The organism is Cnuella takakiae (assembly GCF_001953305.1).
GTDB lineage: Bacteria > Bacteroidota > Bacteroidia > Chitinophagales > Chitinophagaceae > Flavisolibacter > Flavisolibacter takakiae.
On the sequence record NZ_MTFE01000010.1, the window covers coordinates 4,121,503 to 4,142,424 of the forward strand.

21 protein-coding genes are annotated in these 20,922 nt (G+C 49.2%); 19 read left to right on the forward strand and 2 right to left on the reverse strand.

What is annotated here, in order from left to right; translation table 11 throughout:
- Positions 1–263 precede the first annotated feature (263 nt).
- From BUE76_RS17685 to BUE76_RS17770, 19 genes are all read left to right on the forward strand, one after another.
- A complete protein-coding gene (locus BUE76_RS17685) occupies positions 264–1,679 on the forward strand; it encodes an MBL fold metallo-hydrolase (RefSeq protein ID WP_073043308.1) in 1,416 nt (471 codons plus the stop codon).
- A gap of 71 nt (positions 1,680–1,750) precedes the next feature.
- The gene (locus tag BUE76_RS17690) at positions 1,751–2,314 is read left to right on the forward strand and encodes a YeeE/YedE family protein (protein WP_073043311.1); all 564 of its coding nucleotides are present in this window, start codon (positions 1,751–1,753) and stop codon (positions 2,312–2,314) included.
- A gap of 171 nt (positions 2,315–2,485) precedes the next feature.
- Complete coding sequence (locus BUE76_RS25185) at positions 2,486–2,749, forward strand: hypothetical protein (protein ID WP_245798354.1); 264 nt, start codon at positions 2,486–2,488, stop codon at positions 2,747–2,749.
- A 61-nt stretch (positions 2,750–2,810) separates the two neighbouring features.
- On the forward strand, positions 2,811–2,978 hold the full coding sequence (locus BUE76_RS25190; protein WP_245798355.1) for a DUF6691 family protein: 168 nt from the start codon (positions 2,811–2,813) through the stop codon (positions 2,976–2,978).
- 486 nt (positions 2,979–3,464) lie between these two features.
- The gene (gene dinB, locus BUE76_RS17700; protein ID WP_073043313.1) at positions 3,465–4,616 is read left to right on the forward strand and encodes a DNA polymerase IV; all 1,152 of its coding nucleotides are present in this window, start codon (positions 3,465–3,467) and stop codon (positions 4,614–4,616) included.
- Between the two features lie 177 nt (positions 4,617–4,793).
- Positions 4,794–7,721, forward strand: a complete 2,928-nt coding sequence (locus BUE76_RS17705; protein WP_073043315.1) for a DNA polymerase III subunit alpha — start codon at positions 4,794–4,796, stop codon at positions 7,719–7,721.
- Between the two features lie 119 nt (positions 7,722–7,840).
- Positions 7,841–10,738: a DEAD/DEAH box helicase gene (locus BUE76_RS17710; protein ID WP_073043317.1), complete on the forward strand. Its 2,898-nt coding sequence runs from the start codon at positions 7,841–7,843 to the stop codon at positions 10,736–10,738.
- 245 nt (positions 10,739–10,983) lie between these two features.
- Positions 10,984–11,667, forward strand: coding sequence for a hypothetical protein (locus BUE76_RS17715; protein WP_143157301.1), 684 nt, complete (start codon positions 10,984–10,986; stop codon positions 11,665–11,667).
- A 151-nt stretch (positions 11,668–11,818) separates the two neighbouring features.
- Positions 11,819–12,640 carry an aminoglycoside 6-adenylyltransferase gene (locus tag BUE76_RS17720; protein WP_073043321.1) on the forward strand — a complete coding sequence of 274 codons (822 nt, stop codon included), beginning with the start codon at positions 11,819–11,821 and terminating at the stop codon, positions 12,638–12,640.
- Between the two features lie 440 nt (positions 12,641–13,080).
- Positions 13,081–13,602, forward strand: a complete 522-nt coding sequence (locus BUE76_RS17725) for a helix-turn-helix domain-containing protein (RefSeq protein WP_143157302.1) — start codon at positions 13,081–13,083, stop codon at positions 13,600–13,602.
- 31 nt (positions 13,603–13,633) lie between these two features.
- Positions 13,634–13,801 (forward strand): type II toxin-antitoxin system RelE/ParE family toxin, encoded by a 168-nt coding sequence (locus tag BUE76_RS24020; RefSeq protein WP_083596517.1) that lies wholly within the window; start codon positions 13,634–13,636, stop codon positions 13,799–13,801.
- A gap of 31 nt (positions 13,802–13,832) precedes the next feature.
- Positions 13,833–14,066, forward strand: coding sequence for a DUF433 domain-containing protein (locus BUE76_RS17735; RefSeq protein ID WP_143157303.1), 234 nt, complete (start codon positions 13,833–13,835; stop codon positions 14,064–14,066).
- Between the two features lies 1 nt (position 14,067).
- On the forward strand, positions 14,068–14,433 hold the full coding sequence (locus BUE76_RS17740) for a DUF5615 family PIN-like protein (RefSeq protein WP_073043327.1): 366 nt from the start codon (positions 14,068–14,070) through the stop codon (positions 14,431–14,433).
- A gap of 42 nt (positions 14,434–14,475) precedes the next feature.
- Positions 14,476–15,240 carry a type I methionyl aminopeptidase gene (gene map / locus BUE76_RS17745; protein ID WP_073043329.1) on the forward strand — a complete coding sequence of 255 codons (765 nt, stop codon included), beginning with the start codon at positions 14,476–14,478 and terminating at the stop codon, positions 15,238–15,240.
- 655 nt (positions 15,241–15,895) lie between these two features.
- Complete coding sequence (gene gltS, locus BUE76_RS17750; protein WP_073043331.1) at positions 15,896–17,107, forward strand: sodium/glutamate symporter; 1,212 nt, start codon at positions 15,896–15,898, stop codon at positions 17,105–17,107.
- Positions 17,108–17,538: 431 nt separating this feature from the next.
- Positions 17,539–18,096, forward strand: a complete 558-nt coding sequence (locus tag BUE76_RS17755; protein WP_073043334.1) for a DUF4256 domain-containing protein — start codon at positions 17,539–17,541, stop codon at positions 18,094–18,096.
- 186 nt (positions 18,097–18,282) lie between these two features.
- Entirely contained in the window at positions 18,283–19,200 is a 918-nt protein-coding gene (locus tag BUE76_RS17760; RefSeq protein ID WP_073043336.1) for an NAD(P)-dependent alcohol dehydrogenase, read from the forward strand.
- Between the two features lie 152 nt (positions 19,201–19,352).
- Positions 19,353–19,814 carry a hypothetical protein gene (locus tag BUE76_RS17765; RefSeq protein ID WP_143157304.1) on the forward strand — a complete coding sequence of 154 codons (462 nt, stop codon included), beginning with the start codon at positions 19,353–19,355 and terminating at the stop codon, positions 19,812–19,814.
- 117 nt (positions 19,815–19,931) lie between these two features.
- Positions 19,932–20,297, forward strand: a complete 366-nt coding sequence (locus BUE76_RS17770) for an iron chaperone (protein ID WP_073043338.1) — start codon at positions 19,932–19,934, stop codon at positions 20,295–20,297.
- A gap of 95 nt (positions 20,298–20,392) precedes the next feature.
- On the opposite strand, the gene BUE76_RS17775 is transcribed toward BUE76_RS17770, so the two are convergent.
- Complete coding sequence (locus BUE76_RS17775; protein ID WP_073043340.1) at positions 20,393–20,713, reverse strand: DUF2442 domain-containing protein; 321 nt, start codon at positions 20,711–20,713, stop codon at positions 20,393–20,395.
- Positions 20,694–20,915, reverse strand: coding sequence for a DUF4160 domain-containing protein (locus BUE76_RS25470; RefSeq protein ID WP_073043342.1), 222 nt, complete (start codon positions 20,913–20,915; stop codon positions 20,694–20,696). The genes BUE76_RS17775 and BUE76_RS25470 overlap by 20 nt, the downstream gene beginning before the upstream one ends.
- Between the last annotated feature and the right edge of the window lie 7 nt (positions 20,916–20,922).

Sequence of the window (20,922 nt, forward strand, 5' to 3'; positions counted from 1 at the left end):
TGTAGGGAGCATCTTTTTACCAGCCAAAAATTGAAGAAAATTTTTTTCAGAAACAGCAGGTAAGTTTCTGCCAGCCAAACACATAGCATGAAGTTTTACCATCTGAAATCAACAACAAAAAGCTGCAAGCCTTTAGCTGCAAGCAGTTGCGCCCAAACCGATCCTTAACACAAAGAGCAGGATGCTACGGAGTTGGATCGGGTGACTGTTGTCACCTTGCAAAAAACTACCTTGCCGCATATTTGCATCACAAAACCAAGGACATGAAGATAGAGCAGATTTATACCGGCTGCCTGGCACAGGGCGCCTACTACATAGAAAGCGAAGGGGAAGCCGTGGTGATCGATCCTTTGCGTGAAGTGGAGCCTTATATCCAGAAAGCGCAGAAGAACGGTGCGCAGGTCAAGTACGTTTTTGAAACACATTTCCACGCCGATTTCGTATCGGGGCATATCGACCTGGCACAAAAGACCGGCGCCACCATTGTATATGGCCCCAGCGCCAAACCTTCCTTTGATGCACACATCGCCACTGATGGGGAAGTATTTACCGTAGGCAAAATAAGCTTTACCGTACTGCACACACCAGGCCATACCATGGAAAGCAGTTGCTACCTGCTGCGTGATGAAGCCGGCAAGGACATAACGCTTTTCAGCGGCGACACGCTGTTCATCGGTGATGTGGGCCGTCCCGACCTGGCGCAAAAAGCCGCCCACATGACACAGGAGGAACTGGCAGGAATCCTATTCGATTCTTTGCGCAACAAGATCATGCCCCTTGCTGATGACATCATTGTATATCCGGCCCATGGTGCCGGCAGTGCCTGCGGCAAAAACATGAGCAAGGAAACAAAAGATACCCTTGGCAACCAAAAGCAAACCAACTATGCCCTGCGTGCCGATATGACCCGCGAGGAGTTTATCAAAGAAGTGACCGATGGCCTCACTCCTCCCCCAGCTTATTTCCCGCTGAACGTACAGATGAACAAAGAAGGCTACGACAGCATCGACGAGGTGATGCAACGCGGACAGCAGGCCCTCGCCCCCGAAGCTTTTGAAGCGGCGGCCAACGAAACCGGCGCACTGGTGCTCGACACCCGTGCCGCGCAGGATTTTGCCAAAGGCTTTATCCCCAACAGCATCAATATCGGCATCGACGGCTCCTTTGCTCCCTGGGTGGGCGCCATGATCCCCGATATCAAACAAACCATCCTGCTGGTAACGGAGGAAGGCCGCGAAGAAGAAGTGATCACCCGCCTCGCCCGTGTAGGCTACGACGGCACCATCGGCTACCTCAAAGGCGGCTTTGCGGCCTGGCAGGCTTCGGGTAAGGAAACGGATACCATCAGTTCGGTATCTGCCACCGAAGCGGCCCGTGAACTGGCAGCCGGCAAGGCAACGATTGTTGACGTGCGCAAGGAAAGCGAGTACCAGGGCGAGCACGTTGCAGGCGCCGTCAACCTGCCACTCGATTACATCAACGAGCACATGACCGAGCTGGACCCCGCACAAACCTATATCATCCATTGCGCAGGCGGCTACCGATCCATGGTCTTTGCATCGATACTCAAGTCGCGCGGCTTTGACAATGTAGTGGATGTACAGGGCGGCTTCAAAGCCATCAAGGAAAGTGGGGCACTGCCGGTAACGGATGCTGTGCCGGCTGATACGAAGGCCTGATAAAGAACTTCCACACCTAACAGGTCTTTAAGACCTGTTAGGTGTACATCCAACCCCTAAAAACAAACAACATGATCGAATGGCTCCGCCAGCCCTGGCCCTGGTATGTGGCCGGCCCGCTCATCGGGCTTACCGTACCGGCGCTGCTGCTCCTGGGCAATAAACACTTTGGCATCTCGGCCAACCTGCGGCATGTATGTGCCGCCTGCCTGCCGGCAAAGATTCCCTTCTTTCAATACAACTGGCGCAGGGAAGTATGGAACTTCTTTTTCGTGGGCGGCATATTCACCGGCGCCATCATTGCTACGCTCCTATTGGCAAGCCCTGACCCTGTAGTGGTACATCCCAACTTAGCTAATGAACTGGCAGGCTATGGCATTACCAATTACGACAACCTGTTACCCAACCAACTGTTCAACCTTGAAAGCTTATTAACCCTGCGTGGCTTTATCATCATGATAGTAGGCGGCTTCCTCGTAGGCTTTGGCACCCGCTATGCCGGCGGCTGCACCAGCGGACATGCCATCATGGGCATCAGCAACCTGCAATGGCCCTCGGTGGTGGCAACCTGTTGTTTTATGGCAGGTGGCTTCTTTATGGCCAACGTGGTGCTGCCGTGGGTGATGCGGTTGTGAGGAAGACCATGGACTATGGACCATAGACGATAGCAGGCAAAAGACAACGGACGACAGACGACGAACAACCAGTATCTACCATTTACGTTTGCTGGTTCACCATTGCCCATTCACCATTCACGTTTGCCGTTTTACGATCCTTACCATTGCTCATTCACAATTCACCATCACATGCACACACCCGATACAGACTTTGAAGTACGCTCCCTTGATACTATTTGCGTGAACGAGTCGGAACTGGAACACCAATGGTACCACAACCTGAAATATGCAGTGGTGGGTATCCTCTTTGGCATCGTGTTCGTCAAAGCCGAGATCATCTCCTGGTTTCGCATACAGGAGATGTTCCGCCTGCAAAGCTTTCACATGTATGGCGTGATTGGTTCGGCCATTGCCGTGGGCATGCTATCGGTATTGGCTCATCAAGCGCTTTAAGCTGAAGACCATTTATGGTGAAGCAATTTCTTTCCACCCCAAGCAATTCAACAAAGGACAGGTGTATGGCGGGTTGCTCTTTGGTTTTGGCTGGGCCCTCACCGGTGCCTGCCCCGGGCCCCTGTTTGCACAGATCGGCACCGGTGCAGTGGCCGTCGTAGTGGTCTTGCTGAGTGCCATTGCCGGCACCTGGGTATATGGCTATTTCCGGGAACAACTACCACATTAGATAGGATGGTTCTCACAGATGACACGGATGCATACATTGATTGTTGATGATGTAAAATCACCTCCGGTATACACGAAACTATTACATCCACAATAGGTGTGCTCACAGATGACACAGATAGCACAGATCAATACAAAAGATTCTTATTCCTACAACAACTATCCGTGGCATCTGTGCTATCTGTGAAAACACCGCATCCGAAAAATATGTGCTCACAGATACCACAGATAACACAGATAAGTACAATACATCCGATTTACTGCATCAACCATCCGTGTCATCCGTGGCATCTGTGAGAAATACTTTTCCAGCCGTTGCAACCCGCAGCGGCTTTTTCATCTCATTTACGTTTATCCATACACGTAGTGCATAACGCACTGCACCCCGCCTCCAAAACAATACACACAAACACCACGCCACTGTGCTAAACTTTTTAGCATTTTATTTGCTAAACAATTTAGTTTTACACCTGTAAACCAAAATTGCATGACCAACAGCGCACGAAGTATCGCCCACTTCGACCTGGATGCCTTCTTCGTAAACGTAGAATGCCTCAAGGATTCGAAGCTCAAAGGGCGGCCCATCCTTATTGGCGGCAAGAGCGACCGCGCCGTAGTGGCCTCCTGCTCCTACGAAGCCCGCCGCTTTGGTATCCACAGCGCCATGCCCATGAAGCTGGCCCGCAGGCTCTGCCCACAGGCCACCGTCATTAGCGGCGATATGGAGAGCTATTCCAAATACTCGCGGCTTGTTACCGATATCATCCGCGACACGGTGCCCCGTTTTGAGAAATCCTCCATCGACGAGTTCTACGTGGACCTCACAGGCATGGACAAATTTTTCGGTACCGTGCAGTACAGCGCCGAGCTCCGCAGAAAGATCACGAAGGAAACGGGCCTGCCCATTTCCAACGGTATGGCCGTCAACAAGCTGGTGAGCAAGGTGGCTACCGACGAGGCCAAACCCAACGGGCAGCTGCAAATCCCCTTCGGCAACGAGCGCAACTTCCTGGCGCCCCTGCCCGTGGAAAAGCTGCCCATGGTGGGCGAAAAGACCGGCGCCCTGCTGAAGCAGATGGGCGTGCGCACCATCAAAACCTTGAGCGAGATACCGGTGCAGATGCTCCAGAACCTGCTGGGCAAGAACGGCAGCGAGCTGTGGCGCCGCGCCAACGGCATCGACGAAACACCCGTGGTGCCCTACCAGGAACAGAAAAGCATTTCCACCGAAAGCACGTTTGAAAGCGACACCATCGATATCCGTTTCCTGCAGGCGCAGCTGGTAAAGATGACCGAGAAGATCGGCTTCGAACTGCGGCAGCAAAACAAGCTGACCGGCTGTATCACCGTCAAGATCCGCTATGCCGACTTTAACACGGTGAGCAAGCAAAGCGTAGTCACCTACACCTCGGCCGACCACCTGTTGCTGGAAAAAGTGCGGGAGCTGTTTGACAAGCTATACGACCGCCGCCTGCTGGTGCGGCTGGTGGGGGTGCGCTTCTCTCACCTGGTGCCGGGCAACTACCAGATCAACCTGTTTGAAGACAGCAACGAAACCATCAAGCTATACCAAGCCATGGACAGCCTGAGCAATCGCTTCGGGCGCTATATGATCATGCGGGCGAGCGGGCTGATTTAGTGATTGGTCGTGAAACGTGAAACGGCAAACGTGAATGGTGAATGGGCAATAGTGAAAGTATTGGATATGCACAGAACTATCGATCACATTCAGCTGCCAGCGTCTTGCAGCATGTAGCTATAAGCTTGCAGCCAAAAGCTAATAGCTAACGGCTAACAGCTAATGCCCTCCTCCCCTATGTACTTAAACTGTAAAACATATTTCTCCTACCGCTACGGCACCTGCTCCTCCGAAGAGTTGGTGCAGCAGGCATTGGAAGCCGGCGCCACGGCGCTGGCCCTTACTAATATCAACAACACTTCCGATGTGTGGGACTTCTACACCGCTTGCACCGATGTGGGCATACAACCCATCCTCGGCGCGGAGATCCGCAACGGCGACACGCTGTTGTACCTCCTGCTGGCCAAGAACCTCGATGGCCTCGGCGTCATCAACAGCTTTTTATCCCACCACCTGCAAACCGGCGAGCCCTTCCCGGAGCAGGAAAAATTCGGGGAACATGTATGGGTCATTTACCCTTTGGGCAACCACAATCCTGCACAACTAGCGCCCAACGAGCTCATTGGCGTACAGCCTTCGGAGATCAACAAACTGTTTGCCGTGGACACAGCCGCATACCCCACGAAGTTTGTCATCCGCCAGCCGGTAACCTTCAAGGATAAAAAACATTTCAACCTCCATCGCCTGCTGCGGGCCATCGACAAAAACATCCTGCTCAGCCGGCAGCAGACGGAGCATATTGCTGCCGCCACCGAAACCTTCCTTACGCCGGCACAGATCCTCGCGGCCTTCAGGCAGCACCCGCAGATCGTAACCAATACCCTGCGCTTGGTGGATACCTGCCACTACGATATGGACTGGAAAACGGACAAGAACAAGAAGGTATTTTCCGCCACCCCTGAAGACGACCGCATCCTGCTGGAAAAGCTGGCGCTCGATGGCCTGCAGTACCGCTATGGCAACAAGAACAAGGTGGCCACCGAACGGGTGCAGAAAGAACTCCGCATCATCAACGACCTTGGCTTCAACAGCTATTTCCTCATCACCTGGGACCTGATCCGCTATGCGCAAAGCCGCGGCTTTTATTACGTGGGCCGTGGCTCGGGTGCCAACTCCATTGTGGCCTACTGCCTCCAGATCACCGATGTAAACCCCATCGACCTCGACCTCTATTTCGAGCGCTTCCTCAACCCGCACCGCAGCTCGCCGCCCGACTTCGACATCGACTTCAGCTGGCAGGACCGCGACGAGGTGATCGACTATGTGTTCAAGCGCTATGGCAAACACCAGGTGGCCTTGCTGGGCATGTACAGCACCTTCCAGTACAATGCCACCCTACGCGAACTGGCCAAGGTATTTGGCCTGCCCAAACACGAAGTGGACCTCATTGCCCGCGACCCGCACGCCAAGCTGGGCGAGGACAAGATCCAGCAGTACATCCTCCACTACGGTTCGCTGCTGATGAATTTTCCCAACCACCTCAGCATCCACCCCGGCGGCATGCTGATATCGGAAGCACCCATCCACCAGTATACCGCTTTGGAGCTGCCCCCCAAGGGTTTTGCCACCACGCAGATCGATATGTTTGTGGCCGAGAAAGTAGGCCTCCACAAACTTGATATCCTCAGCCAGCGCGGTCTCGGCCACATCAAGGAAGCCATACGGCTGGTGCGCAACAACAAGCAGCTTTCCATCGATATCCACGATGTAGACAAATTGAAGAAGAACCCGCAAGTAGCCGCGCAGATCCGCCGTGCCGACACCATCGGTTGTTTTTATATTGAAAGTCCCGCCATGCGCCAGCTGCTGCAAAAGCTGCGTTGCGACAACTACATCACGCTGGTGGCGGCCTCCAGCATCATCCGTCCCGGCGTGGCCTCCTCGGGTATGATGCGCGAATACATCCAGCGCTTCCACCACCCCGAGAAGATCGTGTACCTGCACCCCAAAATGCAGGAACTGCTGGAAGAGACCTATGGTGTGATGGTGTACCAGGAAGACGTGATCAAGGTGGCGCACCATTTTGCGGGGCTCGACATGGGCGAGGCCGATGTGCTGCGCCGCGCCATGAGCGGCAAGTACCGCGGCCGCAAGGAGTTTGAACGGATCAAGGACCAGTTCTTTGCCAACTGCAAAACCATGGGCCACCCCGATGCCATCACCGCCGAAGTGTGGCGGCAAATCGAAAGCTTTGGCGGCTACTCTTTTTCCAAGGCCCACTCGGCCTCCTTTGCCGTGGAAAGCTACCAGAGCCTCTTCCTCAAAACCTACTACCCCATGGAGTTCATGGTGGCGGTGATCAACAATTTCGGGGGCTTCTACAGCACCGAGCTGTACTTCCACGAGCTGCGCCGCACCGGCGCCACCGTGCATGCCCCCTGCGTGAACCGCAGCGAGGAACTCACCAACATCGAAGGCAGCGAAGTGTACATCGGTTTTGTACACATCAAGAGCCTGGAAAAGGAAACCATTGCCACGCTATTGATGGAGCGCTACCACCACGGCGACTACCAACACCTCGAAGACTTCATCCACCGCACCGGCATCGGCGCCGAGCAGCTCAATATCCTGATCCGCGTGGGTGCCCTTCGCTTTACGGGCAAGAACAAAAAGGAACTGTTGTGGGAAGCCAATTTCCTCCACAAAAGGGTGCAGCAGCCCCACCGTACCGAGAGCCTGTTTTGCGAACCCGCCGTGGAGTTCAAACTACCGCAGCTACACCACAGTGCCTACGAAGACGCGATGGATGAAACCGAGCTCCTAGGCTTCCCGCTCTGCGATCCCTTTACGCTGGTATCGGCCGATACCACGGGTTATGTTACGGCCCGCACCCTGCCGCAGCACTTGGGCAAGGTGGTAGATGTGCTGGGTTGCTATATTACGGAAAAGCCTACCCGCACCCGCAACGGCCAGACCATGTTCTTTGGCACCTTCCTCGACCCCGAAGGCGCCTGGATCGATACCGTGCACTTCCCCGACACCGCCGCCCGCCAAAGGCTTACCGGCAGGGGCTTTTACCACCTGCGGGGCAAAGTGGCGGAGGAGTTCGGCGTGTATAGCTTGGAAGTGCGCTGGATGGAGAAGGTGGGATTGAGGGAAGGGTGAGTAGCGTGTGGACAAGATGTATGGATGGGCACGAAATGGCTGGTTGGCAATGTAGTATATTCGCCACAAGCACCAGCTAATTGCGTAAATCTAGTGTTGTAGCCAATTATAAGCACCACATGCCATACTTTATTGACAACAAACATTTTTTTAATCTTGAACCCTTTAATGAGCATGGATTAAGGGATTGTCAACTTGGTGCTATATGGGCTTTAAAAAGCTATAAAACAAATGGAACCAATGAAGTTGCAGCTTTAATTAGTATGCCGACTGGTTCGGGGAAAACCGCAATCATGATGGCTGCTTGTTTTGAATTAGGATTAAATAAAATCCTGATCGTTGTACCTTCTAAAATATTGAGAAGACAGATTTCAAATCAGTTTAGGGAACTTCAAATTTTAAAAAATAGAAATTGCTTAGATGTAAACGTACCTCAAGTTGCTGTTTATGAAGTTACAAATCGCAAAAAAAGCAGACAGGAGTGGGAAACAATCTTGAATTCCCATGACGTCATAGTGTCTCATCCAAATAGTATTTCACCTTACTATCAAGGTCTAGAACCAATACCAAATGACCTGATAGACGCAGTATTTGTAGATGAAGCTCATCATGAACCGGCTCCAACTTGGCAGTCAATAAACAGCTTCTACAGGACACAAATCAAAGTATTCTTTACTGCCACACCCTTCAGAAGAGACAGGAAAAGAATGCGTGCAAAACTCATATATCATTTCTCACTAGAACAAGCGTTAGAAAAGGGAATCTTAAGACCAATAGATTTTCGTGGTGAGAGTATTGGAAATCACGCTCCTGATTCAAACGAAGCATTATTGGAAACTGCCAAGGCAGTATTTGATGAGGAAAGACTCACAAATCCTACATGCTCGATATTAATTAGAACAGATCGAATAGAGGACGTTCAAAACCTTGCAACTTTATATAATGAAAGTGGCTTTGATGTTGACGTAATTCATTCAAAAAGATCTTCATCAGTTAATGAGAATCTGATTAAAAAAGTTAATAATGGTGAATTGGACGGCTTGGTTTGTGTTGGAATTGCTAGTGAAGGATTGGACATACCTAATTTAAAAGTGGCAGTGCTTCACGCAACTCCAAGATCAATACCATATACAATTCAGTTTCTCGGAAGAATTTCTCGTACACCACTTGATCAAGAAGGGCCTGCAAAACTAATAGCCAATACAGATGCTGTCCGCGGTGAAGTTAGAAGGTTGTACAAATCTGACTCTTCGTGGAGGCTTTTGATTCCTCAGATTGTAGATGAGCAAATGCAGTTGGCCAGACATTACAGGTCTTCTCAAGCTAAAGAAGAAGACTTTCAAATGCCAGAACTGAATGTGTACTTCAGTGCATTAATTTATTCAACACCGGCTAATTTCAATTTCCAAGACCAAATATCTTGTAAATCTATTGATTTCGAAATTATACATTACGAGCAAACTGATGATGAATCCCCTTTGATCATAGTAACTGCTCATAACAAGCCAATAGATTGGGCTTCAAGAGAAATATACATCGAAGACTTACTAGATGTTCATCTTTTATATCATGCCTCTGAACACAACCTTCTCTTTGAACTCACTACTAGCGAACTAGCATTGGGCTCTTTTAAGGAAAGTATAATAAATATAGAATTGCCATCAATTACGCATGGTAGATTATTTAAGACCTTATCTCAGTTTTCGCAAAGTGACTATTTGATGGTCGGAATGAAAAATTCTGCACTAACTGGATCATCCCATCCATCGTATAAGACACTAATTGGCTCATCAGTACAAGCAGCAATTAGATCAAGTGAAGGAAGAATTTTTGGAACAGGTCATGCAGTTCTAAGACTTGATGAAGAAAACACATGGGGAATAGCCACACGAAAAGGTCGCGTTTGGGCAATGAAAAGAGGTACTGCTAGTGAGTTTAAAGAATGGTGTGATCAATTGTGTACACTTATTGTTGACGGACCTATAATTGCAAACCTACCTGGGTTGTCGTTTTTAGCAACAACAGAACTAGCTACAACTATCGAAGAAATTCCTGTGGCAATTATACCTGATTCTCTTTTCTTTAAAGCATACAGTGTTACAATTAGCAGTCCTAATCATGAACCAATCAGAAACTTCACCCCAATTCTAAATGGCATTTCACTGCAAGAAAATAACTCAAGATTACTTGGGACACTTCAATTGGATGATTTAAGTTTTAATTTTTCGTTTGACTTAAATAGGGATAGATTATGGTCAATTGACGGTGCAAATAATGTTACGGTTTTCGCCGAGAGAAGGGATGACACCATAGTTGACAAAAGAATAGAAGATGTGTTCAATGAATATCCGCCATCATTAGCTCTTCCAGATGGTAGTATTATTGTTGGTAGAAACAGAATAATACCAAGTAATGACATTGAAAATTTGCCTGATGAAATCTGGAAGGAAAAGAATTGGAATGGTTGCAATATTCGCAGTGAAGCCTACGATGAAAATCCAAATGGCGATATACCTGTCATCAATCATACTATTGAATTATTGAAACCTTCACTTGTCCAAGAATCTGACGTCATATTTCTGGATGATGGTGCACACGAGATAGCGGATTTAATCTATTTTGATAGCGCGAATTCTACGATTCACTTTATCCACTGCAAGTATTCAGGAGAAAACAATGCAGGTTGTCGGAAATCCGATTGTGATGAGCTCTTCGCTCAAGCAATGAGAAGTATTCACTGGATTTCATCGCCTATTCTGTTAGATCGAATAAATAACAGATTAGCGAATGCGCAGAACTCCCAAATAGTATATGGCTCTGATGAATTATTTGAAACCATTAGTGAAAGCTACAGGGTGAATAATTGGAAATTCAACATTATCTTGGTACAACCTGGGTTCAGAATCTCACAGGTATCTGATAAAAACAGAGCGAATAATAATGTTTATGAACTAGCCATACCTATGTTCGAGAGAATTATAGGCAGTAATGGAAATATTGAAATATGGGGCACATAAAAAAAATGGCTACAACAAGAGCTTTGCGTCAGGCTGTCTGACGTACAAATTTTCAACTTTGCACCTCTATTAAGCTTTAGTAATAAATTGAAACTTTGTACTCCTAAACCCGCCCGAACGCAAAGCCCCGAAACGTTAAAGCAAGCCTATGCCGATCATACCAAAACTCCCCTATAACCATGACTAGAAAAAATTTACTACGCTGTACTATCGCCTTCGCAATACTTCTAGTGACAAGTTGCCAAATGAAAAAGAAATACTACTATAGTGAAGGAAGTAAAGAAGAAATCATTGAAGCATACTCCGACAGTGCAGCTTATTTGGAAGCTTATAAAAAGTTTGAGATTTCCAAAAAGGTTCATAACGATATGAAGAAAGCATATGGTGACACCTACTTATCTGCCCCAATAACCTTCGAACTTCTCAACGAGAAACGTGAAGACATCACCTACAAAGTATCATTAACCAAACAAGATAGTTTGGAAAGCAACATAGCCAAATCCATAAATAATTTACCAAACAGCGTCGAGCAGACTGCAAAAAAGATAAGAGAAGAAAAACACGGAGTTGGCGCAAAATATGATACCGGCGGATTGTATTTAGCTCCAGTAAAAGTGTTGAGTGCCAAATTTGTAGCAAGAGAATATTCAAACTACAAAGACATCGCACTGCGTTTCAAAAATGTGAGTAATAAAGTGGTAACCGCTATCCGTTTTAAATGGTATGGGGAAAATGCATTCAATGAGCCCGCAGACATGGGCGGCCTTCTTGAAGGTTGGGGTGGCGGATTCACCGATGACGCTTTACGACCTGGAGCAAGTGACTATGGGCAATGGAGTATTCTTAGCAAAGACGGCAAAAAAGTATTGATAGCCTATCCTTATGAAGTAGTATTCAAAGATGGGGCAAAGTGGGAACTCTCCCAATAATCGAACAAACTTCATAAGAATAGGCTACGCTTTAAGTCCACCCAGAGTCTTTGCTTTAAGCCAATTGAGCAAGCGTTGTGGCGAGTCCGCAAATAATGTTTGAAGCTGACTACTTTGCCAATTAATATATGTCCTGAAATAAGACACCCCCATGCTCCCCCACCACCACTTCGCCCACCATGTCACCACCCTCATCCAAAATGACGACAGCATCCTTGGCCTGGCGGTTGCCGGCTCCTGGCTTACCAACGAGCTTGATGAATTTTCCGACCTGGACCTGGTACTGGTTACCAGGGAAAAAGTGGGCGGCGACAGGGATAAGATGATCGCCTATGCAAAAGGCTTTGGCAATTTCCTTTCCGGCTTTACCGGCGAGCATGTAGGCGAGCCCCGGTTGCTGATCTGCCTTTACGATGATCCCCTGCTCCATGTGGACATCAAGTTCGTAACACCGGAGGAGTTTCGCCAACGGGTGGAAACACCGGTGATCCTGCTCGATAAAACAGGGCAGCTCAATAGCATCCTGCAGGAAACCGAGCCCCGTTTCCCCTACCCCGATTACCAATGGATCGAGGACCGCTTCTGGACCTGGGTGCACTATGTCTTGCTCAAGATTGGCCGCGGCGAGTACCTGGAAGCCTACGACTTCTTTGGTTTCCTCCGCATGGTGGTATTCGGTCCCCTACTCCACATCAATAACAGACAGTTGCCCCGCGGCGTACGCAAGGTGGAAACCCTGCTGCCCGCAACCGACCTCGAACAACTAAAGGCTACCCTGCCCGCATATAAGGCCACATCGCTGCTGGAAAGCCTGGAGCAATCGGTACACCTGTACCGCCGCCTCCGCACCGAACTGTTCCCGGCATCCGTTGCCCTGCAACCGGAAACGGAGCAAAAGGTGATGGACTACATTGAAGAGATCAGCCAGCGCATCAGCAAAAAGGTGGCAGCGGACAGTGGCAGACAATCATAAATAAGCCTTCCGCATTTGTATCTCACCCACTCCAGCAACAAGCACTGCAACAAAAGTCTGCTGAGTGGTTTTATCGAAACCTTGAACGAATCACAAGGCAAAGCTGACAACAAAAATCCAGCAAAGAGGCAATCCTGCAATATAAACCATGGCAAAAGTTACCAAATTTGGTAACTTCGAGGCACACAGTTTGCTGACATGCCTACTGTACATATCATACACTCCATAAAAATTGACCTGTACTCGCGGGATCATCTTCCGCCGCATTTCCATGCACGCTATGCAGAATAGGAAGCACTGGTAGAGATTCAGACGCTGGCAACCTACGCCGGGTACCTGCCGCCCAGGCAACAAAAAATGGTAATGGCGTGGGCAAGCGATCCAAAAATCAAGATGTGGCTGCTGGCAAACTTCATTCGGTTAAACCCCAATCTAAAAACATGAAAAGAGCCATTAAAATACCAAGGATCCTAAAGATTGAAGCTGTTAAAGGATTGGAACTCCGGTGCATCTTCAACAACGGCGAAACCAGGGTGATTGACTTTAAACAACTATTCAGTAAATGGAACATAAGCCCGGAAGACCCGGAATACATCCTGCTTGATCCCAAAGCGTTCAGAAAAGTGCGCCTTCGCAACCAGACCCTTTCCTGGCAAAATGCAGGCATCAGCCTGACAGATATGGAGGGAAACGAGGTGATACATCCCTACGAGCTGAGCCCCGATGTGGTGTATGCACACAGCCAGCCTGTTGCACAGGGCAGCAAGTATCGTTTCGGAGCCATCATCCGTAAAAACAGGTTGGCAAAAGGCCTGTCGCAACAGGAACTGGCTGTATTAAGCGGCACCAGCAAAACCTATATTTCCCGTTTGGAGAACGACCAGATAGAACCTGAGTTATCAACACTTTCCAAGATCGTTGAACTGGGTTTGGGCAAAAAGGTAAAGGTTGAAATAGAATAGCAGGCATTAAGCCAGTTTATGGCACCAGGTGATGCACCTTACCGACCTGCGCATACCGCCCACCAACCGGCTTGAAAAGCTATCCGGAAACCTGAAAGCGTTTTCCGGCATCCGCATCAACGATCAATGGCGCATCATTTTCAAAGGTTGCGCAATGGCGGCACACCAGCTTAAATGGAACTACCGGCACAAGAGATGAACCTTTCCAAACTTGTTATATTTGATACATCATGTGGCAAGATTTCATCACCTCCGATAAACAGGTACTCCTGGGCAAACCCATCATAAAGGGCACCCGGGTTTCTGTTGAACTGATCCTTGAGCTCCTTGCATCCGGATGGACCGAAACCCAGATCCTGGAGAGCTACCCCAATGTATCAGCTGATGCTTTAAAAGCAGTATTCCTGTACCTGCGCGACTGCATGCAGCAAGAGTTCTACTATCCCCTACCCGCATCGGCATAACATGTTTTTAGCCAATAAAAACTTCCCTCGTCCAAGTATCCTCCTGTTAAGAGCAGCGGGTATGCCCGTAAAAAGCATTCAGGAAGAATTTCAAGGCATCATGGATGAACAGGTAATCCAAATAGCGACAGCAGAAAAATTAACCATTCTCACCTTTGACAAAGATTATGGCGAACTGGTCTTTCGCTACGGCGCTGCAAATCCCCCTTCTGTCATTTACTTTCGCGAAAAAGGTCATGATCCTTTGTTTGCAGGCCGCACATTGGTATCCCTGCTGCTTGAGAATGGAGCAAGATTCGAAAATGCATTCACGGTGATCGAGCAAAACAGCATCCGGCAGCGTTTATACAAAACCGGAGATAGGTAAACAACTACCCTGACCATCATTCATCCAACAAACCCTTACACCATGTCCATTACCAAACCATCAGAATTCGCCGGCATGCAGAAAGCCAGCGAAGCCGTAGCCTGTACCCTCAAAGAAATGCGTGCCTATGCCCGCCCCGGTATGAGCACCAAACAACTGGATGCGTACGGCGCAGGCATACTGGCCGATTTCGGTGCCAACTCCGCTCCTTTCCTTACCTATGGTTTTCCCGGCTACACCTGTATCAGCGTCAACAACGAGTTTTGCCATGGCATCCCTTCCGACAAGCGCATACTGCAGGAAGGCGACCTGGTGAACATCGATGTATCGGCCGAACTGGATGGCTTTTGGTCGGACAATGGCGCCTCTTTTGTGCTGGGCGAGGACATCCACCAACACCAGGCACTGGTGAATGCGTCCAAACAGATTTTGCGTAAAGCAATTGACAACATCAAGGGCGGTGTACGCATTTCCGACATTGGCCACCTGATTGAAACAGAAGCCAAAAAGCAGGGCTATAAAGTGATCAAGAACCTCACGGGTCACGGCGTGGGCCGCAGCCTCCACGAAGCACCCGCCGAGATCGCCAACTTCAAGGACAAGTACAACCGTACCCGCTTCAGCAAGCACTCGGTGGTGGCCATTGAAACCTTTATATCAACTACCTCTTCTTTTGCCGAAACCCTTAAGGACGGCTGGACCATGGTGGGCAATAAAGGCGGCTTTATGGCACAACATGAACATACCATCGTGGTGACGGACGGTATGCCCATCATCCTCACGGAAAAGAATGAGTTATGGAACTAAGTATGGCTTAAATCCTTGGTTCTTTCAAAGCCATGGCAGTGATTGCGCAAGCAGGTGTGATTTTGTTGTGTTTCATAAGCATCATACCCTTTTAATCAGGTAGTGCAGTGACAGCAGAATATGTCCCTTAGTTCTACCCTTGCAGGTGCTATTATATTCTACTTGTATCATGCACCTGGTGCATCGTCATTGCGAAGCGCCAGCAGTGATTAGTGATACCAAGGTTTAGCGGCGCTGAAGCAATCCCCTGCTGTGTAAGACACCAATAGCTGCACGCTTTGGAACCTGTATGTGGTGGAGATTGCTTCAGCGCTGCAAGGGGTTGTGTTATTGGAGCCACCACCAGCGCTTCGCAATGACAGTTGCGTCTGTAGGCAGCTTTAGCGCTCCTGCATGGAGCAGTCAGGTGATAGGCCGGGAGCTTTCATGCCGTCCGCCGCGGCGGATCGGCATGAAAGTCGCATCGTGTGCAAACCGAACTACCTGATTGAAAAGAGTACCAAGCTGCCTAACCATGCCCGGTCACAAGGACAATCATTACTACCATAAGCTTTAAACTTAGCGCCAGGCAAGTTCAATGGTTGCTGGCTAAACCGCATCTACTGGGGGTAACAAGAGATTTCAGTTATCTTACCTGTTACCACAAAGAGCCCCCATGCCCCTCCTCCGCCCCGACCTGATCCAGACCCTGGCGCTTGCCGGGCTGGTATTCCTTTTGGGCCTACTGCTCAAGCGAAAGATCCCGGTGCTGGAACAGCTCAATATCCCCTCGGCTGTGCTGGGCGGGCTGGTGTTTGCCTTCATCAACCTGTTGCTGCACAATGGGCTGGTACACATCGAGTTCAGCACCGCGCTCCAACCCCTGTGCATGGTACTTTTCTTCACCTCCATCGGCACCAATGCCAGCCTGCCCTTACTGAAAAAAGGCGGTAAGCAGGTAGGCATCTTCCTGGCGCTATCGGCTGTCTTCTGCATCCTGCAAAACCTCGTGGGCATTGGTATGGCCATCCTGTTTGGCGTATCCCCACTCTTTGGCATCATGGCAGGTTCCGTTACGCTGGTGGGCGGCCCTGCCACGGGGCTGGCTTTTTCGCCCCTGTTCGAAGAAATGGGACTCCGGGGCGCAGAAACCATTGCCATCACATCCGCCACCGTGGGCATTGTGCTGGGCGGGCTGCTGGGTGGCCCCGCCGGTACCTTCCTGGTGCAACGATTCGGGTTGAAAAAGCAGACGACCACTAACAATGCGCCGGTGGTGCAGGAGCCGGAAGCACCTGCAGACACCATCCTGATTAAAACGGCAAAGGAGCACTCCGCCTTCAACCTCAGCTTCATTTCCATTGGCTTGATCATGGGATTGGGCAGTATGGTCAGCTTCCTGATTGCCCGCTCAGGCATCACCCTGCCGGCCTATATTGGCGCCATGATTGTTGGCGCGGTTTTCCGCAACATCAACGACAAAACCCGCTGGATCGTCCTGGACCAGCAAGCCATCGACTTTGCCGGGAGCATCGCGTTCAACACCTTCCTCGTTGTGGCGCTTATGGATCTCAAACTATGGGAATTGTTGCACCTCGCTTTACCCCTTGCGGGCATCCTGGCTGTACAGGTGTTGGTGGTATTGCTGTATGCAATGGTGGTTATTTACAAGGTCATGGGCCGCGACTACAATGCGGCAGTTATGTCGGGCGGGTTCATTGGGTTTATGCTGGGCACCGTGGCCAATGCAATGGCCGTGATGAAAACACTGGCAGCCAGGTATGGCGCCGCACACCGAGCCTTCCTGGTAGTGCCCCTGGTGGGCGCCTTCTTTATCGATTATGTCAACGCCCTGGTGATTACGGTATTTGCCAACTTGTTGAAGTAGCACCATCATTGAGAGGCGCTTCATCTCCCTATTTGTTTCAGTGTCTATGCGCGCCGAAGCAATCTCCTGCTGCGGTAGAACACCACACCTGGATTATTTGGAACTTACTGGCACAGGAGATTGCTTCGGCGCAGCTCGATGTTTTTGCAATATAGACTTGCGGGCGCCTCGCAATGACGGTACACAGGGGTGCGTTACCCATGCGCAAATCATCCAGGCATTTGCCAGTGCAGGTTCATACAATAGTTCATCCTGAAACTGTACTTGGTTAGCTTAATCGGCAAATATTGTTGTACCAATAAACCGCAACACCAGGCAACGCCATTTTCTTTTAAACATCCTCTTTTACCGCAACAAACCGACCTTTACTAATACCAGGTTATTACCTACCTGGCACAAGCCAATAATCCATCTATCATCGCGTGTACGATATGAACAATAGTTTGCCACCGGAACAACAAGCCACGCTCCTTTCGCTGCTTCAAAAGCGTTTCACCAAGAACATGCATCGCCATCCCAACGTACAATGGGAAGAGGTACAAACAAAGCTGAAGGCCAACCCCGGAAAACTCTGGTCGCTGGAGCAGATGGAAGCCACCGGCGGCGAGCCCGATGTAGTGGGCCAGGATGCGGCCACAGGCGAATACCTCTTTATGGACTGTGCACCGGAAAGCCCCAAGGGCCGCCGCAGTGTTTGCTACGACCGCGAAGGGTGGGAATCGCGCAAGGAACACCGCCCGGAAAATACGGTGGTGGAAATGGCTGCAGAAATGGGCATCACCCTGCTCACCGAAGCGGAGTACCGCCATTTGCAGCAATTGGGTCCCGTGGACACCAAAACCTCCAGCTGGCTGCTCACACCCCAAGCCATCCGCAAACAGGGCGGCGCCATCTTTGGCGACTACCGCTATGGCCATGTGTTTGCGTACCACAATGGCGCGGGTTCGTATTATGGCGTAAGGGGTTTCAGGGGATTGTTGCGTGTATAAAGCAGTATAGAAAAGATCAGTAATCTAAAGGCAAAATTTAAAAGCGAAACACCTGACGAATAACAGGTTTTGTTTTTACGTTTTGCCTTTTACTTTTACCCGCATTGCAATGCTACCTGCTATTGCAAGGCTGTTAACAGTGCACTAGCTTAAAGGCTACTCCGCTCACCAAAACCACAACCAGGTATGAAAGCCATTATCTGTCCTGCTTATGGCGCTCCCGAAGTACTGCGCATCACGGAAATCGATAAACCACAACCCAAAGACAATGAAGTACTGGTAAAGATCATGGCTACAGCCGTCAATTCGGGTGATGTGCGGGTACGCGGTCTTGCTGTAGGCGGTTTCCTGCGGATCGTCATGCGCTTTGTGCTGGGTTTCACCCGGCCCCGCAAACCGGTGTTGGGTAATGTGCTATCGGGCGTGGTGGAAGCTGTTGGCAAAAACGTACAGGCTTTTCAAATTGGCGATGCCGTATTTGCCAGCACCGGTTTTAAGTTCGGTGCCTATGCCGATTATATCACGCTGCCCGAAAACAGCAGCATCGCACACAAGCCTGCCAATGCCAGTTTTGAAGAAGCCGCGGCCATCCTTTTTGGCGGCACCACGGCGCTGTATTTTCTCCAGAAGGCAGGCATTGCATCGAGGCCACGACAACAGGTGCTGGTATATGGCGCAACAGGTTCGGTGGGCACGGCAGCCCTGCAAATTGTCAAACACTACAAGGCTATAGTTACAGCTGTGTGTAGCGAACAGGGCGTTGCACTGGCAAAAGCCTTAGGCAGTGATGAGATTATCGTGTATAGCCAGCAGGACTTTACACAATCAGGAAAAACCTTTGACATTGTATTTGATGCGGTAGGCAAAACAACAAAGAGTGCCTGCAAAAAGATCCTGGAAAAGGGCGGCAAATACGTCACGGTTGGCGGGCTGGACGTAGCCAAAGAAACAAGGGAACAACTGCTGCAATTGAAAGAATTGTTTGAAAAGGGCGCCTTCAAAGCCTGCATCGAACAAACCTATCCTTTTACAGAGATGGTGGCAGCACACCGGCATGTGGACACTGGCAAAAAGAAGGGAAATGTAGTGGTGCAGGTCAACTAAGGAGTGTTTGCATAAAAGGATGCCATCAAAGTCAAAAGGTAAAAGGCAAAACAGGGTCTCGATGTGTGCTGTTCCCTTTTGTATTTTGACTTTTTCCTTTTGTCTTTTTCTTTACCAATCCTAGTGCTTATCATTGTGCAAATTGCCCCACATTGAAACCAACAGCCCTCCTTGCATTGCTTGCCCTTGCTGCCTGTCAAACCAAATCTGCGAATACCGAAACAACACCGCCGGCACCGGCCATCACGGGCACCTGGCGACTGCTGAGCGGTACCCTTATTGAAAAAGGCGACACCACTACCACAAACTACAACAAGGACATTTCCTTTATCAAGATCATCAACAACAGCCATTTTGCTTTCCTGCAACACGACCTCAAAAAAGGCAAGGACAGTGCAGCGGTTTTTGTTGCCGGTGGCGGCACTTATACTTTCCGCAACAACCAATACACCGAAAACCTGGAGTATTGCAGTGCCCGTGAATGGGAAGGCAATAAGTTTGATTTTACCGTTACCTTCAAAGGGGACACCCTCGTGCAGCGCGGTGTAGAAAAAGTAGCTGATGCCGGAGTGGACCGCATCAATATGGAAACCTATGTGCGGGTGAAGGATTAGGTAATGGGTATTAGGTATTGGTGATTAGTGATTGGTGATTGGTGATTGTATTCGGCAAAAGCCAATAGTTAACGGCAAACAAACCATACCATTTGCAACTATTTAATTGGTATCATCATGCAAACACAGCAAACAACCAAACCCACAGATGTAGCAACTTATATCAGCAGCTTTCCGGCGGAAGTTCAGGAACGATTGAATGAGATCAGGCAGATCATCAGGGATGCTGCACCTGAGGCTATAGAAAGCATCAGTTATGGCATGCCTACCTACAAACAGGCGGGCAAACCTCTTGTTTATTTTGCAGCATTCAAAAACCATATCGGCTTTTATGCCACGCCTAATGGCCACGAAGCATTTAAGGAAGAATTGTCCCAATACAAACAGGGCAAAGGCTCGGTGCAGTTTCCATTGAATGAGTCTTTGCCGGTGGAATTAATCCGAAGAATTGCCAAGTATAGAACGATGGGAGAGATAGACTAAAAAAACAGTACCGACAAAACACAAAAGGGTTAAGAAAGCAGCACGAAGGGAAGAGGCGTTAATCACAAACAGCCACCTACTGGGGCGCAGTTAAACTAAGCAATAACTATCTCCTGCTCTTCTTTAATCTTTTGCCTCAAATACTCCTTCAGCAATCCTTTAAGGCTCAAATCTTCATCCAACTCAGGCCAATGGATACCTGTACCATCAGCTATGAGCCTATGATTCATAAATGCATCTGGTTTAACGCCTTCAAAACCTTTCAGATGAGAAAAGCTGTATTTGATTCTATGATTGTTGGTTAGGGATATAAGCATTTCATGAGTCTGCGGTACCAAATCAACAGCTTTGATCCTGATGCCCAAATCGAAAATCAATTTTTCGATGGAGTCGTAACTATTGTGAAAAGTATCCATACCACCTGCTTTTAAAATACTCAGAATATTGCATCAACAACTCCATGATATAGCGCTGTTCTCTTGGTGACAGTTGGTGCATATACGCAACCTTTATCTCTGGTTCCAACCAGATTTTTGCTACACCGCTACCGCTTTCCACATGCACATGAATGGGCTCATCGTTTTCATTGCTGTAAAAGAAAACCGAAAACGTTACCACGCAACTT

Excerpts from the sequence above, each read along its gene's own strand:
- BUE76_RS17740 (WP_073043327.1), top strand. The coding sequence starts at position 14,068 with ATGTTTTTAGCCAATAAAAACTTCCCTCGTCCAAGTATCCTCCTGTTA.
- BUE76_RS17735 (WP_143157303.1), top strand. The coding sequence starts at position 13,833 with ATGTGGCAAGATTTCATCACCTCCGATAAACAGGTACTCCTGGGCAAA.
- BUE76_RS17775 (WP_073043340.1), bottom strand. The coding sequence starts at position 20,713 with ATGGATACTTTTCACAATAGTTACGACTCCATCGAAAAATTGATTTTC.
- BUE76_RS17710 (WP_073043317.1), top strand. The coding sequence starts at position 7,841 with ATGCCATACTTTATTGACAACAAACATTTTTTTAATCTTGAACCCTTT.
- BUE76_RS24020 (WP_083596517.1), top strand. The coding sequence starts at position 13,634 with ATGCACCTTACCGACCTGCGCATACCGCCCACCAACCGGCTTGAAAAG.
- BUE76_RS17760 (WP_073043336.1), top strand. The coding sequence starts at position 18,283 with ATGAAAGCCATTATCTGTCCTGCTTATGGCGCTCCCGAAGTACTGCGC.
- BUE76_RS17755 (WP_073043334.1), top strand. The coding sequence starts at position 17,539 with ATGAACAATAGTTTGCCACCGGAACAACAAGCCACGCTCCTTTCGCTG.
- BUE76_RS17690 (WP_073043311.1), top strand. The coding sequence starts at position 1,751 with ATGATCGAATGGCTCCGCCAGCCCTGGCCCTGGTATGTGGCCGGCCCG.
- BUE76_RS17715 (WP_143157301.1), top strand. The coding sequence starts at position 10,984 with ATGAAAAAGAAATACTACTATAGTGAAGGAAGTAAAGAAGAAATCATT.
- BUE76_RS25185 (WP_245798354.1), top strand. The coding sequence starts at position 2,486 with ATGCACACACCCGATACAGACTTTGAAGTACGCTCCCTTGATACTATT.
- dinB (WP_073043313.1), top strand. The coding sequence starts at position 3,465 with ATGACCAACAGCGCACGAAGTATCGCCCACTTCGACCTGGATGCCTTC.
- BUE76_RS17685 (WP_073043308.1), top strand. The coding sequence starts at position 264 with ATGAAGATAGAGCAGATTTATACCGGCTGCCTGGCACAGGGCGCCTAC.
- BUE76_RS17720 (WP_073043321.1), top strand. The coding sequence starts at position 11,819 with ATGCTCCCCCACCACCACTTCGCCCACCATGTCACCACCCTCATCCAA.
- BUE76_RS17705 (WP_073043315.1), top strand. The coding sequence starts at position 4,794 with ATGTACTTAAACTGTAAAACATATTTCTCCTACCGCTACGGCACCTGC.
- gltS (WP_073043331.1), top strand. The coding sequence starts at position 15,896 with ATGCCCCTCCTCCGCCCCGACCTGATCCAGACCCTGGCGCTTGCCGGG.
- BUE76_RS17770 (WP_073043338.1), top strand. The coding sequence starts at position 19,932 with ATGCAAACACAGCAAACAACCAAACCCACAGATGTAGCAACTTATATC.
- map (WP_073043329.1), top strand. The coding sequence starts at position 14,476 with ATGTCCATTACCAAACCATCAGAATTCGCCGGCATGCAGAAAGCCAGC.
- BUE76_RS17725 (WP_143157302.1), top strand. The coding sequence starts at position 13,081 with ATGAAAAGAGCCATTAAAATACCAAGGATCCTAAAGATTGAAGCTGTT.